This is a genomic window from Mycobacterium neumannii (assembly GCF_048452905.1).
GTDB classification, from domain to species: Bacteria; Actinomycetota; Actinomycetes; order Mycobacteriales; family Mycobacteriaceae; genus Mycobacterium; species Mycobacterium neumannii_B.
Genome location: NZ_JBCGVF010000003.1, coordinates 784,116 through 798,141 on the forward strand (window position 1 = coordinate 784,116; position 14,026 = coordinate 798,141).

A 14,026-nucleotide genomic window follows, 5' to 3' on the forward strand; every position below is an offset into this window, starting at 1 on the left:
TTAGTCGTCAGGCGATTTCTCGCTCGCCGGATCCTTCTCCACCGAGATGACGAAGTCGTCCCCGTGCTCGGTGACGCCCTGAATGACCGCGCTGTCGACGGCCTCTTCGGCGTACTTCTTTCGCACCATCATCGGGTCGCGGCGCAGGTCCTTGACCAACCCAACGGCCAGGCCGACCATCACCACGACGAACGGCAGCGCCGCGATGATGGTGATGGACTGCAACCCGGTCAGCGCGTCCTCCCCGCCGACCAGCAGCATCACCGCAGCGACCGCGCCGGTGGCGACACCCCAGAAGATCACGGTGACTCGACCGGGTCTGATCGTGCCGCGTTCGGACAGCGATCCCATCACCACCGACGCGGCGTCCGCGCCGGAGACGAAGAAGATCGCCACCAGCAGCATCACCAGCACGCTGGCGATCGTCGCGATCGGATACTGCTCGAGCAGGCCGAACAGCTGGGCCTCGATACTGCCCTCGCCGGCGAGGTCGGTGCCCTCCTCCTGCACGCGGATCGCCGAACCGCCGAACACCGCGAACCACACCAGCGACACCAGGCTCGGCACCAACAACACGCCGGTGACGAACTGACGGATGGTGCGCCCCCGCGAGATCCGCGCGATGAACATTCCGACGAACGGCGTCCACGACACCCACCACGCCCAGTAGAAGATCGTCCACGACTGCAGCCACACGTTGACGGCGGAGCCCTCGGCGCCGGTGCGCGCCGACATCATCGCGAAGTCGGCCATATAGCTGCCCAGCGATGTCGGCAGCAGGTTGAGGATGAAAATTGTTGGCCCGACGACGAATACGAAGAACGCGAGCACCATCGCCAGCACCATGTTGATGTTGGACAACCACTGGATGCCGCGCGCGACCCCGGAGACCGCCGACAGCACGAACGCGATCGTGAGCACCGTGATGATGACGACGAGGATGGTGTTGCCGGTCTGTCCGATACCGCCGACGATCTGCAGGCCGCTGCGAATCTGCAGCGCACCCAAACCGAGTGAGGCGGCCGAGCCGAACAGCGTGGCGAAGATCGCCAGCATGTCGATGACCTTGCCCCACGGACCGTTGGCGCGCGAGCCCAGCAGCGGTTCGAACGCCGCGCTGATCAGCTGCCGCCGGCCTTTGCGGTAGACGCCGTATGCGATCGCCAGGCCGACCACCGCGTAGATCGCCCACGGGTGCAGCGACCAGTGGAACAGCGTGGTGGCCATCGCGGTCTGCACGGCCTCGGTGTTGCCGGGCTCGCCGGTGCCCGGTGGCGGTGTCGCGTAATGCGAAAGCGGTTCGGCCACCCCGAAGAACATCAGCCCGATCCCCATGCCGGCGCTGAACATCATCGCGACCCACGACACCCCGTGGAACTCGGGCTCCTCGTCGTCACGACCGAGTGGGATGGCGCCGAAGCGACCGATCGCCAGCCACAGGATGAACACCACGAAACCGGATGCCGTCAGCACGAACAGCCATCCGGTGGTGTCCATCACCCACGTCAGCGCGCTGTCCGAGGCGGAGGCCAACGACTCCGTGCTGACGAAGCCCCACACCAAAAAGGCGATCGCGATGACCGCGGTGACTCCGAAAACGATCCAATCCACGCCACGCGACCGGGTGAACGCATCATCTTGTGGCGGTCGGTCGAGCGCCGGGTGGGGCACGACGGAATCGGTTGGCGATCTGAATGCACGCTGTGTGGCGGACCTGGCTTTTCCTGGCGTCTCGTTCTCTGCACTCGTCGTCATGGTGACCCAATTCGACCCCGCTGGCGGCGAGAGAGTCAATCCCGCAAACGCACAGACGGTGTCATTGGGCCGCTTCTAGCAGTTCTTCCATCGATTCGCGCAGCAGACTCGGCAAAACATCGACGTCGCTCATCGCGTCGCGGTCGGCATTGATGCCGAAGTAGACCATGCCGTTGTAGGACGTCACCCCCAGCGCCAGCACCTGGTTGCTCAGCAGCGGCGGCACCGCGTACGTCTCCAACAGTTTGGTGCCCGCGATGTACATCTGATGCTGTGCGCCCGGCACGTTGGTGATCAGCAGGTTGAACTGGCGCGCCGAGAACGTGGTCGCCACCCGGATGCCCATCGCATGCAGGGTCGGCGGCGCGAACCCGGACAGGGTCACGATGGTTCTCGCGTCGACCAGGCTCGCGGCGGTGGACACCGATTCGGTGGCGTGGGCGATCTGCGAGAGCCGCACCACCGGGTTGCCCTCACCGACGGGAAGGTCGACGAGGAACGGCGTCACCTCGCTGATGGCCTGGCCCGGGCCGGTCGCGTCGAGTTCGGCATCCGGATACACCGACATGGGCGCCATCGCCCGCACCCTCGCGGTGGAGGTCACCGGTTCACCGCGCGACATCAGCCAGTTGCGCAACGCGCCGGCCACAACGGCCAGCACCACGTCGTTGACGTCGCAGTCGTAGCGGGCGCGCACCGCGCGGAAGTCTTCGAGCCGCCCGCAGGCGACGGTGAACCTTCGGTTGCGCGACACGGTGGTGTTCAGCGGGCTGCTCGGCGCGGTGCCGCGCGCCACGGTTCGGGCCACCTCGAGGGCTCGGCGGCCCATGTCGACCAACTGGCCCGCGTTGGTGGCGACGTCGACGACCGCGGAGCGAACCGCACCGATCTGCTCGGCGGGCCGCATGATCCACTCGCCGAGTGCACCGAGCAGCAACTGCCGATCGCTGGGCTCGCGCAACGGGATCCAGATGTCCTCACCGAACTCCGGCGGCTTCTGGGTGCGGTCGGCGATGACGTGGCCGATCTCCAAGGCCGTCATGCCGTTCACCAACGCCTGGTGCGACTTCGTGTAAATCGCGAGGCGGTTCTTGGCCAGACCCTCGATCAGGTACATCTCCCACAGCGGCCGCGACTTGTCCAGCGGCCGGGACCCAAGCCGCGCGATGAGTTCGTGCAACTGGGCGTCGCTGCCCGGCGACGGCAGCGCGGAGCGACGGATGTGGTAGGTGATGTCGAAGTCGCGGTCGTCCACCCACACCGGGCGCGCCAGACCCAGCGTCACCTCGCGCACCTTCTGCCGGTAGCGGGGTATCTGCGGCAGCCGCTGTTCGACGGTGGCCAGCAGGGTCTCGTAGCTCAGACCGCTGCGGGGTTTGCGAAGGATCGACAGCGAACCCACGTACATCGGCGTCGACGTGTTCTCCAGGCGATAGAACGATGCGTCCGCCGTCGACAACCGGGTGACCATCGCGACGTCGCCCCTCCCCTGTACTGCCGCGGTCCGACCGCGGGCGCCGAAGTCCCCGCCACGCTATAGGCAAACCCTGCGGATGCGCATCACGGGTGCTTATCGCTGTCTCGGAACCCCTGCGGGCCGTGCGATCATGGTGGTGTCTGCCACTCTCCAGCAGACGGGTTCTGTCTCGTCGAGTAGCTGGAGAACGCCTTGTGACATCCTTTCGCACCCCTGCCGAGCCCGCGTGGAGCCCCGACAACCAGCGACCGGCTGCGCTGGTGGCGCCGGTGATCGACTGTGAACCGCCGCCCCTCGGTGTCGGCGCCTGTCCACCATCGTCACCAAAAGCGCTGCGCCGCCGACCATCCGCTGGTGTACGCACTCGGCGCCCGCAAGTGCCGATCCCCGCCGAACCCGCCCCGCCGCGCGCGGCGGTCGCCTTCGCCGATGCGGCGTTGCGCCGGGTGCTCGAGGTGATCGACCGGCGCCGCCCCGTCGCCCAGTTGCGCCCGCTGTTGGCGCCGGCGCTGATCGAAACCGTGCTCACGCTGACCCGCCACCCGCACTCCACCGTCGCTACCCTGCGCCGGGTCAGGGTGCGCGTGACCAATGACGACGGTCCGGCCGCGGAGGTATTCGGCACTTACAGTCGCGGACAGCGCATCCGCGCGATCGCGGCGCGCATCGCGTTCGACGGCCGGCGCTGGCGGGTGGTCGCGCTGCAGATCGGTTGAGCGCTAGCCTGCTCGCGTGCAGGGAGACTCGATCAGCGTGCAGCGCGTTATCAAGGCGCCCCCGGACGCGATTTTCGCGTTACTCGCCGACGCCGGCAGGCACCCGGCCTTCGACGGCTCGGGCACCGTCGCTCGCACATCCGGCGAGAAGTCTCAACCTCTTTCTGCCGTGCGACATTCGGCGTGGCGATGCGGGGAAGGCCCGAGTCGCTGTTCCTTGGGTACCGGACCACCAACACCGTCGTCGAGTTCGAACCCGACCGCCGTATCGCATGGAAGACGACGATGGGTCCCCTCGGGCTGATCGGCGGGCGCATCTGGCGCTACGAACTCGAACCGACCCCGGATGGCACGCTGGTGCGCGAAACCTGGGACGTATCCGAGGATCGGCAACGCCTGCTGCTCAAGAGGGGCGGAACACCCAAGCAGGCTGAGGACGGGATGCGGGCCACGCTGGGCCGGATCGCCGCGCTCGTCGAGCCCTCTTAACGCCTGCGCATCGCCTTCTGCTCGCGGGCCTGCTGGCGCGCGGCTTCGCGACGCTGCTTGCGGGTGCCGCCGCTGGGCGCCGCCTGCCGTGGGGCGCCACTGCCGTTGCCCGACCGCTGCACCTCGGCCGAGCCGTCCTCCGACGGCCCGGTGTAGGTCAGCGGACGCGACTCATCGTCGATTCCCTTGGCGCGCAGGCCCGTTCCCGTCGGCCGTTCCTTGGTCGCCACCCCACCTTGCGCCTGTGCGGCGGCGGCCTCGGCGAACTCGCTCAGACCCGACGGTGCTGCGATCGGGGCGACGGCCGGCTGCGGTGCGGGTTCGACCGCGACGTTGAACAGGAACCCGACCGACTCCTCCTTGAGGCCTTCGAGCATCCCGATGAACATGTCGTAGCCCTCGCGCTGGTACTCGACGAGCGGATCGCGCTGAGCCATCGCGCGCAGGCCGATGCCCTCCTTGAGGTAGTCCATCTCGTAGAGGTGTTCGCGCCACTTACGGTCCAGCACGTTGAGCAGCACATTGCGCTCCAGCTGGCGCATCGCGCCCTCGCCCGCGATCTCCTCGATCTGCTTCTCCCGCTCGGCATACGCGCGCTCGGCATCGGCGATCAACGCCTCCAGCAGTTCCTCGCGCGTCAACTCGCCGGGCTCACCGATCGCGTCGGAGTCGATCAGGTCGTTGTGGTCGATGCCCACGGGGTACAGCTGCTTGAGCGCGGTCCAGAGCTGTTCGAGATCCCAGTCCTCGGAATAACCCTCGGCGGTGGCCCCGTCGACGTAGGCGGTGATCACGCCGACGAGCATCTTGCGGGCCTGTTCGGCGAGGTTCTCGCCCTCCAGGATGCGCCTGCGCTCCTCGTAGATGACCACGCGCTGCTTGTTCATCACCTCGTCGTACTTGAGGACGTTCTTGCGGACCTCGAAGTTCTGCTGCTCAACTTGCGTCTGCGCGCTCTTGATGGCGCGGGTGACCATCTTCGCCTCGATCGGCACGTCATCCGGCAGGTTGAGCCGGGTCAGCAACGCCTCCAGGGTGGCGCCGTTGAACCGTCGCATCAGCTCGTCACCCAGCGACAGGTAGAACCGGGATTCGCCGGGGTCGCCCTGTCGGCCGGAGCGGCCGCGCAGCTGGTTGTCGATGCGGCGCGACTCGTGGCGTTCGGTGCCCAGCACGTACAGGCCGCCCGCGGCGATGACGTCCTCGGCCTCGCGCGCGCACTCCGCTTTGACCGCAGAGAGCGTCTCGTGCCAGGCCTTCTCGTACTCGTCCGGTGTCTCCACCGGGTCCAGGCCGCGTTCGCGCAACCGCTTGTCGGTGAGGAAGTCCGGGTTGCCGCCGAGCACGATGTCGGTACCGCGGCCCGCCATGTTCGTCGCGACGGTGATCGCGCCCAGCCGGCCGGCCTCGGCGATGATCGAGGCCTCCTGCTCGTGGTACTTCGCGTTGAGCACGTTGTGCGGGATCCTGCGCTTGGTGAACTGGCGCGACAGGTACTCCGACCGCTCCACGCTGGTGGTGCCGATCAGGACCGGCTGCCCCTTCTCGTAACGCTCGGCGACGTCGTCGACGACCGCGATGTACTTGGCCTCTTCGGTCTTGTAGATCAGGTCGGACTGATCGGCGCGGATCATCGGCTTGTTGGTCGGGATGGGCACCACACCGAGCTTGTAGATCTCGTGCAGCTCGGCCGCCTCGGTCTGCGCGGTGCCGGTCATGCCGGCGAGCTTGTCGTAGAGGCGGAAGTAGTTCTGCAACGTGATCGTGGCCAGCGTCTGGTTCTCGGCCTTGATCTCGACGCGCTCCTTGGCCTCGATGGCCTGGTGCATACCCTCGTTGTAGCGACGGCCGACCAGCACGCGGCCGGTGAACTCGTCGACGATGAGCACGTCACCGTCGCGGACGATGTAGTCCTTGTCGCGCTGGAACAGCTCCTTGGCCTTGAGCGCGTTGTTCAGGTAGGAGACCAGCGGCGAGTTGGCCGCCTCGTAGAGGTTGTCGATGCCCAACTGGTCCTCGACGAACTCGACGCCGAGTTCGTGCACGCCGACGGTTCGCTTGCGGATGTCGACCTCGTAGTGGACGTCTTTTTCCATCAGCGGCACGATCCTGGCGAACTCGGTGTACCACTGCGACGCGCCGTCGGCGGGGCCGGAGATGATCAGCGGCGTGCGGGCTTCGTCGATGAGGATGGAGTCGACCTCGTCGACGATCGCGAAGTTGTGTCCGCGCTGGACCAGGTCGGCCAGGGAATGCGCCATGTTGTCGCGCAGGTAGTCGAAGCCGAACTCGTTGTTGGTGCCGTAGGTGATGTCGGCGGCGTAGGCGGTTCGCCGCTGGTCGGGGGTCATCTGCGCGAGGATCACGTCGACCTCCAGGCCGAGGAACCGGTGCACACGACCCATCCACTCGGCGTCGCGCCTGGCCAGGTAGTCGTTCACGGTGACGATGTGCACGCCTTTGCCCGACAGCGCGTTGAGGTAGGCCGGGAGCACGCCGGTCAGCGTCTTGCCTTCACCGGTCTTCATCTCCGCGACGTTTCCGAAGTGCAGCGCCGCGCCGCCCATCAACTGCACCTTGAACGGCTTCTGGTCGAGCACCCGCCAGGCCGCCTCGCGGGCGACGGCGAACGCTTCGGGCAGCAGGTCGTCGAGGCTTTCGCCCTTGTCCACGCGCGTTTTGAACTCGTCGGTCTTGGCTCGCAGCTCAGCGTCGGTCAACTTCTCGACGTCGCCTGCCAGGGAGTCGACGTAATCGGCCACCCCCTTGAGGCGTTTGACCATCCGGCCCTCGCCGAGACGCAGCAACTTTTGCAGCACGCTAGTTCCCCTATGGGTTTGGAAGTCTTGAGCTCAACCCATGGTAGGCGACATGCGCCCCGAACCCGGCCCAGCTGCGTCAGGCCTGGCGAAATGGTGGTCGGCCCGGCTCGCGCGAGCCGGACCGAACCACGCGGCTCTCAGGCGAGCCGAATCAAGCCGTAGTCGTAGGCGTGCCTGCGGTAGACCACGGACGGCAGGTCGCTCTCCTTGTCATGAAAGAGGAAGAAGTCGTGGCCGACCAGTTCCATCTGCGACAGCGCGTCGTCAACGGTCATCGGGGTGGCCGGGTGCTCCTTGATCCGCACGATGCGTCCGGGCTCATGCTCGTCGAGCGCCGCGCCGTCGTGTTCGGGCGGTGTCGCGGTCAGCGGCTCGGGCGGTGCGGTGACCGCAGTGGCCTTGGCGACCGACACCGGGGTCTTGTCGCCGTAGTGGATCTTGCGGCGGTCGCGCGCACGGCGCAGCCGCTCGGCGAGCTTGTCCACCGCTGATTCCATCGCCCCGTAGAAGCTGTCGGCACAGGCTTCGGCGCGGACTACCGGGCCGCGGCCGCGTGCGGTGATCTCCACGTGTTGGCAGTTCTTGCGTTGACGTCGGTTCCGCTCGTGGTCGAGCTCGACGTCGAACAGATAGATCGTGCGGTCGAATCGTTCCAGGCGTGACAGTTTCTCTGCGACGTACGTGCGGAAGTGGTCGGGGATCTCGACGTTGCGACCGGTGACCGCGACTTCGGCGCGCGGTCGGGTTTCGGGCGTTTCGTCCTCGATCACCATCGTTCGGGAGTCCAGGGATTGGCTTGACATGCTTGGCAACTCGTTTCTTCGGCGTCCGCACGCGTGAGCGTGCCCGGGTTGTCGTGATCCGCACCGACGGGGCTTTGCATGTCTCGCCGCTCGCCGGTGCAAGGTGTCGTCTACTCACCTCCTACCGCGTCGGCGATGCTGGCGCTTCGTATATGAGCGCCGGCCGTGAGTCATTCACGGGTGTTGAAGCCGACGGTAGCCGCGTTCACCCGGTAGTGCCAGTGAATCCGGGTACCTGTTTCCAGTTCTTCACCTCGGTCTGATATGTGGGCCCGGAATCCGGCCTCGCGGCGCGATCACGCGTTTGCCACAACCAGCACGGCCGCCACGCGCGCCCCAATGGTGTGCAGCACGCGAACCGACTCGGCGGCGGTGGCGCCGGTGGTGGCGATGTCGTCGACGACGAGCACTTCGTCCGCGACGGGCCGCACGACCCGGACCCCGCCGCCGATGTTGCGCTGCCGATCGGCGGTGGACAGCCCGACCGAATCCGCCACGAGTGCGCGTGCGCGCAGCGCCTGGACGACGGTCACCCCCGGCAGGTCGGCGGCGGCGGTACGGGCCATCCGGGTCACCGGGTCACCGCCGCGCCGACGGGCCGACCACCGGCGGGTCGGTGCGGGGACCACCGTCAGCGGGGTATCGAGAAGACCCCAGGTCAGCAGGTGGGACAGGCCGGCCCGCAGCGCGCCGGCGAGTGGGCGCAGCAGATCGGTTCGGCCATGCTCCTTGACCGCGATGACGGCTGCTCGCCGCGGCCCCGCGTAACGGCCCAGGGAGTACACCGGGACGCCGGGATCCACGCGCGGCGAGACGAGGTGCGGATCGTCTGCCCTGACCGTCAGGGTCGCCGCGCACGCCGCGCACCACCGCGTCGACGGTGCGCCGCAGCCGCCGCACTGCAGCGGGAGAACGAGATCGAGCACGCGGTCATTGTGGCGGTGATCGGTGACACCCTCGCCGCAAACGGGTTCGGCTCGCTCACCGATTTCTGCAGAGTGGTTGCCATTCGGCCGATTTCACAGCCCTGGCGCAGAACTCGGCGAACGGTGAAGCGCTAGCCCGGCAGCACGGGTTCGGCGCCGGGCACCAGCAGCGGACGCACCTCGGCCCACGCCGGATCGTCCTCGGCCACCGAACCGGACAGTTGCACGACCCCGCGGGCATCGGCCACGTACACCGTCGACGGGTTGGCCGCCACGGTGGTGACCGGCATCAGCAGGTTGCGGCTCGGCCCGTCGGAGTTGACGCCGTCGAGGTTGACGTACGAGACCGGATGCGCAGGATCGGTGCGGCTCACCACGATGTCGTCGCCGGTGCGCCATGACAGCGACACCACGGTGTTGCCCAGGCCGTAGCCCAGCCGTCGCGGGTAGATGAGCGCGTAGCCGCCGCCAGGGGTCTGTTCGACACCGGCCAGGACCACCCGACCGTCGATCACCATCGCCGCGCGGGTGCCGTCGCGCGACAGCTGCAGTTCGGTGATCACGCCGGGAAACCTGCTCGACACCAGCGTGGAGTCGACCGGTATGCGCGCCGGCTGGCCCGACGCGTCCTGGATGACGCGCACGACGTTGTTGCCGTCGATCACCACCCAGACCGCGTTGTCGAGCGACCAGCTCGGCCGCGAAAGGCTTCGCGCGTCCAGCACCTGCGACGCGGCCCCGCCGAGCGCGCCCACCCACATCGACGACGCCATATCCGGTGCGCCCGCACGCACCGTGACGATCGACGCCACCTCCTGCCCGCTGCGGGACACCGCCGCCGCGGTCTGGTTCGGCATCTGGCCGAACTGCCCGGGAACCCGTGGCGCCCGTCGGCCGTCGAGCGCGACGAGCGAACCGCCTACCAACGCGTGTAGGCCGGCAGCCACTCCCGAGGCCGCGCCGGGGTCGGTGGCCGCCACATCGGAGGTCTCCCAACCGTCGGCGAACCGGTCGTCGAGGGCGGCGCCGTCGGCGTTGATCACATACGGCCCGTTCACCCCGGCACGGGACAGCGTCCAGATGAGTTGCGCCGCAAGCAGTTGCCTGCTGTGCGGATCGGTGGTCGACAGGTTGTCCAGATCGATCCTGGCCCCGCCGTAGCCGCGGCCGACGCCCATCTTGCCGCCGTCGGCCCGCGTCACCGGGCCCCGCAGTTTCAGCGGCGGCTCGAGCAGATTGCGGACGGTCTTGGCCATCTCCGGGCGCGGCCCGGCGATCAGCTTGCTCACCAGTTCGGTGGCCAACTGGTCGGGATCGGACACCGCGACGTAGCGCGGATCGGGCACGACGGTGCTGCCGGTCGGGTCGACGAAATACAGGGTGTTGCGCCGGTAGGTGGCCTGGAACTGTTGCCAGTCGAGGAAGACGCCGTTCGGCAGCTTGTCGATGCGCCAACCGTCGGCGGTCTTGACCAGTTCGATCGGCCCCGGGTCGGGCAGCGCACCCTCCCCCGTCTCGAACACGCCCATGTCCGACAGCGACCCGAGGATGTCGGCGCGCATGGTCACCGACACCCGGTCGGGGCCGCGCGTCTCGATGAACACCACGTTGTCGATCAGCAGCGCACTGCCCGCGTCATCCCATGCCTGCGAAGCGGATTCGGTGAGGAACTGGCGTGCGGCCAGATGCCGATTGGCGGGATCGGCGGTGGCCTTGAGGAATTCACGCAGCAACACGTCGGGGTCCATGCCAGGAGTCGGCTTGGGCAGGCTCGGCGGGGCGGGCCGGTCGACGGTTCCGATCGCTTGCGGCGAGGACGAACTGGGCACGCCCGCGCAGCCGCTGAGAACCAACGCCAGCACGCTAAGGACAGCCAGCAGGATTCTCACACGGACTCCTGCGCGGGTTCGCGATCGCGGCTGCGCGGCGGCACATCCTCGGGCCCAACGGGTTTCAGCGGCAGCGGGCTGGTTGTCACCTTGTGCCCGCGAACGAGCGGCAGCGTGAGACGGAAGCAGGCGCCGTTACCCGGCTCGCCCCAGGCCTCCAGCCTGCCCTGGTGCAGGCGGGCGTCCTCGATGCTGATCGCCAACCCGAGACCGGTGCCACCGGAGCGACGCACCCGCGAGGGGTCCGATCGCCAGAACCGGCTGAACACCAGTTTCTCCTCGCCGGGCCGCAGCCCCACCCCGTGGTCGCGGACGGTGACGGCGACGGTGTCGTCGTCGGCGGCCATCCGGATGCGGACGGGTTTGTGCTCGGCGTGGTCGATGGCGTTTGCGATGAGGTTGCGCAGAATGCGCTCGACGCGCCGCGGGTCGACCTCGGCGATGACCTCCTCTCCTGGCATGTCAACGACGAGTTCGACGTCGGCGTCCTGGGCCAGGTGCCCGACGTTGTCCAACGCGCTTCGCACCGTCGACCGCAGATCTAGCGACTCGACCGACAGCTCGGCGACACCGGCGTCGTGGCGGGAGATCTCCAACAGATCGTTGAGCAACGTCTCGAACCGGTCGAGCTCGCTGACCATCAACTCGGTGGACCGGCGCAGCGCGGGATCGAGGTCCTCACTGTGGTCGTAGATCAGGTCGGCGGCCATGCGCACAGTGGTCAGCGGGGTGCGCAGTTCGTGGCTGACGTCTGAGGTGAACCGGCGCTGTAGGTTGCCGAACTCCTCGAGTTGGGTGATCTGGCGGTGCAGGCTCTCGGCCATGTCGTTGAACGAGACGGCGAGGCGGGCCATGTCGTCCTCGCCGCGCACCGACATGCGTTCGGTGAGGTGGCCTTCGGCGAACCGCTCGGCGATGCGCGACGCGGAGCGCACCGGCAGCACGATCTGGCGCGCCACCAGCAAGGCGATCGCGGCGAGCAGGCCGAGCAGCACCACGCCGCCGGTGGCCATCGTCCCGCGCACCAGTGCGATCGTGGACTCCTCGTTGTTGAGCGGGAAGATCAGGTAAAGCTCAAGGTTCGTCACCGATGACGACGTCGGACTGCCGACGATCAGCGCCGGCCCGGAAAAGCTGTCGGTGTGCACTCCTGCGTACTGATAGCTGACCTGGCCGGCCTTGACGAACTCCCGCAGCGTGTTGGGTACCTGCTGGATCGGGCCTGCCGCGGTCGCCGCCCGTGGCCCGTCGCCGGGCACCACCAGAACCGCGTCGTAGGTTCCCGCCAGGCCCGGTTCGGCGTCGGCGCTGCGATCGATCAGCGTGTTGCGCGCCAACTGCAGGCTGCTGTCGAGCGAGCGGGTCTCCTCACCGCCGACGATTCCGCTGACCGTGGTGCGGGCACGGTCGATCTGCTCGGTGGCCGCGCGGACCTTGACCTCGAGGATGCGATCGGTGATCTGGCTGGTCAGCACGAACCCGAGCACCAGGATCACGGCCAGCGACAATCCCAACGTCAGCGAGACGACGCGCAGCTGCAGGGAGCGCCGCCACGCCAGGCTCAACGCCCGGCCCAGCGCCCCCAGCCCCCGCACCAGCGGCGCCGAGCGCCGATGGATGCGCCGTCTGGAGCTGAAGATCACGGCGCCCGCCGAGCGGTCAACACGGCGACCGTCAAGCGGTCGGGGTCACGACCACGGCCGACAGCCGTGCATGTCACGGCGGTCCGGCCTTGTACCCCACTCCTCGAACAGTGAGCACCACCTGCGGGTTCTCCGGGTCCTTCTCGACCTTGGCCCGCAATCGTTGGACATGCACGTTCACCAAACGGGTGTCCGCGGGGTGTCGATAACCCCACACCTGTTCGAGCAGCACATCACGAGTAAACACCTGCCGCGGTTTGCGCGCCAACGCCACCAACAGGTCGAACTCCAGCGGGGTCAGCGAGATCTGCTCGCCCTGACGGGTGACCTTGTGTGCGGGCACGTCGATGTCGACGTCGCCGATCGAAAGCATCTCGGCCGGCTCGTCCTCGTTGCGCCGCAGGCGGGCCCGCACGCGGGCGACGAGCTCTTTGGGCTTGAACGGCTTCATCACGTAGTCGTCGGCGCCGGACTCCAGGCCCAGCACGACGTCCACGGTGTCGGTCTTGGCGGTCAGCATGACGATCGGCACGCCGGAGTCCGCCCGGAGCACGCGACAGACGTCGATGCCGTTCATGCCGGGCAGCATCAGGTCGAGAAGGACCAGATCGGGCCGCAGCTCGCGGACCGCGGTCAGCGCTTGGGTGCCGTCGCCGATGACGGCGGTGTCGAAGCCTTCGCCCCGCAGCACGATGGTGAGCATCTCGGCGAGCGACGGGTCATCGTCGACAACCAGAATCCTTTGCCTCATGGAGACCATGGTGTCACCGAATTGCGATAAACCCCGGCTACCACACGGCGCGTTTCGCGCTTTGACCGGCGAATGGCGCCGAACGGGGCTAGTGAGCGTCCAGTTCGGCGGCGAGCGCGACCGGATCGACGTCGGGTCCGGCGACCTTCCAGCGTCCGCACCACTGCGATGCGGCCAGTGCGGCGTAGACATCGGAGGTGCGTTGCTGCAGCCCGCCGTCGCGCTCGTAGGCGTCTTTGGCCCGGTCCACCTCGGTGTTGGCGCGCTGCTCGGCGCGCTGGGCCGCCAGTTCTATGGGCACGGCCAGCAGTACCTGGGCGTCCGGCCGCGGAAGCGCGAGGCGCTCGTACTCCAGGACGCGCACCCACTCGACGACCTCGCCGTCGGCGTCCTGGCGAAGGCGCGCGGCGCTGTAGGCGGCGTTGGACGCGACATAGCGGTCCAGGATGACGACGTCGTAGGCGTCCTGCAGGCGTTCGATCTCGGCTCGCGCGCGGGAACGGTCGAGCGCGAACAGCACCGCCATCGCGTACACGGAGTCGGCGAGGTCACCGTGGGACCCGTGCAGCGCCTCGGCGGCCACGTCGGCCTCCACCGACTGGCCGTAGCGCGGAAACGCCAGGCTCGTCACCGTCCTGCCCTCGGCTTCGAACGCGGTTCGAAGTCCGTTGGTCAACGTGCGCTTACCCGCTCCGTCGACCCCTTCGATGACCATCAGCACGGCTGTGAGACTAGCTTTGCCCAGTCGCCGCCCG

At 67.9% G+C, this 14,026-nt stretch carries 11 protein-coding genes; 2 read left to right on the forward strand and 9 right to left on the reverse strand.

The window, feature by feature from the left end:
- Together AAHH99_RS10065 and AAHH99_RS10070 are read right to left on the reverse strand one after the other, a co-directional pair.
- The gene (locus AAHH99_RS10065) at positions 1-1,755 is read right to left on the reverse strand and encodes a BCCT family transporter (protein WP_418768512.1); all 1,755 of its coding nucleotides are present in this window, start codon (positions 1,753-1,755) and stop codon (positions 1-3) included.
- Positions 1,756-1,816: 61 nt separating this feature from the next.
- A complete protein-coding gene (locus AAHH99_RS10070; RefSeq protein ID WP_418768513.1) occupies positions 1,817-3,226 on the reverse strand; it encodes a WS/DGAT/MGAT family O-acyltransferase in 1,410 nt (469 codons plus the stop codon).
- A 200-nt stretch (positions 3,227-3,426) separates the two neighbouring features.
- On the opposite strand from AAHH99_RS10070, the gene AAHH99_RS10075 reads away from it, so the two are divergent.
- Both AAHH99_RS10075 and AAHH99_RS10080 read left to right on the forward strand, forming a co-directional pair.
- Positions 3,427-3,948 (forward strand): Rv3235 family protein, encoded by a 522-nt coding sequence (locus tag AAHH99_RS10075; RefSeq protein ID WP_418768514.1) that lies wholly within the window; start codon positions 3,427-3,429, stop codon positions 3,946-3,948.
- A 189-nt stretch (positions 3,949-4,137) separates the two neighbouring features.
- On the forward strand, positions 4,138-4,437 hold the full coding sequence (locus AAHH99_RS10080) for an SRPBCC family protein (RefSeq protein WP_418768515.1): 300 nt from the start codon (positions 4,138-4,140) through the stop codon (positions 4,435-4,437).
- On the opposite strand, the gene secA is transcribed toward AAHH99_RS10080, so the two are convergent.
- The 7 genes from secA to AAHH99_RS10115 all read right to left on the reverse strand — a co-directional run bounded on the left by secA (position 4,434) and on the right by AAHH99_RS10115 (position 13,992).
- Positions 4,434-7,256, reverse strand: coding sequence for a preprotein translocase subunit SecA (gene secA / locus AAHH99_RS10085; protein ID WP_418768516.1), 2,823 nt, complete (start codon positions 7,254-7,256; stop codon positions 4,434-4,436). The genes AAHH99_RS10080 and secA overlap by 4 nt on opposite strands.
- Before the next feature lie 140 nt (positions 7,257-7,396).
- Complete coding sequence (gene hpf / locus AAHH99_RS10090; protein WP_418769582.1) at positions 7,397-8,032, reverse strand: ribosome hibernation-promoting factor, HPF/YfiA family; 636 nt, start codon at positions 8,030-8,032, stop codon at positions 7,397-7,399.
- Between the two features lie 326 nt (positions 8,033-8,358).
- Entirely contained in the window at positions 8,359-8,988 is a 630-nt protein-coding gene (locus tag AAHH99_RS10095; RefSeq protein WP_418768517.1) for a ComF family protein, read from the reverse strand.
- Positions 8,989-9,119: 131 nt separating this feature from the next.
- On the reverse strand, positions 9,120-10,877 hold the full coding sequence (lpqB, locus tag AAHH99_RS10100; protein ID WP_418768518.1) for an MtrAB system accessory lipoprotein LpqB: 1,758 nt from the start codon (positions 10,875-10,877) through the stop codon (positions 9,120-9,122).
- On the reverse strand, positions 10,874-12,520 hold the full coding sequence (mtrB, locus tag AAHH99_RS10105; protein ID WP_418768519.1) for an MtrAB system histidine kinase MtrB: 1,647 nt from the start codon (positions 12,518-12,520) through the stop codon (positions 10,874-10,876). The genes lpqB and mtrB overlap by 4 nt, the downstream gene beginning before the upstream one ends.
- 73 nt (positions 12,521-12,593) lie before the next feature.
- Positions 12,594-13,280, reverse strand: coding sequence for a two-component system response regulator MtrA (mtrA, locus tag AAHH99_RS10110; RefSeq protein ID WP_064345844.1), 687 nt, complete (start codon positions 13,278-13,280; stop codon positions 12,594-12,596).
- A 79-nt stretch (positions 13,281-13,359) separates the two neighbouring features.
- Entirely contained in the window at positions 13,360-13,992 is a 633-nt protein-coding gene (locus tag AAHH99_RS10115) for a dTMP kinase (RefSeq protein ID WP_418768520.1), read from the reverse strand.
- Positions 13,993-14,026 lie beyond the last annotated feature (34 nt).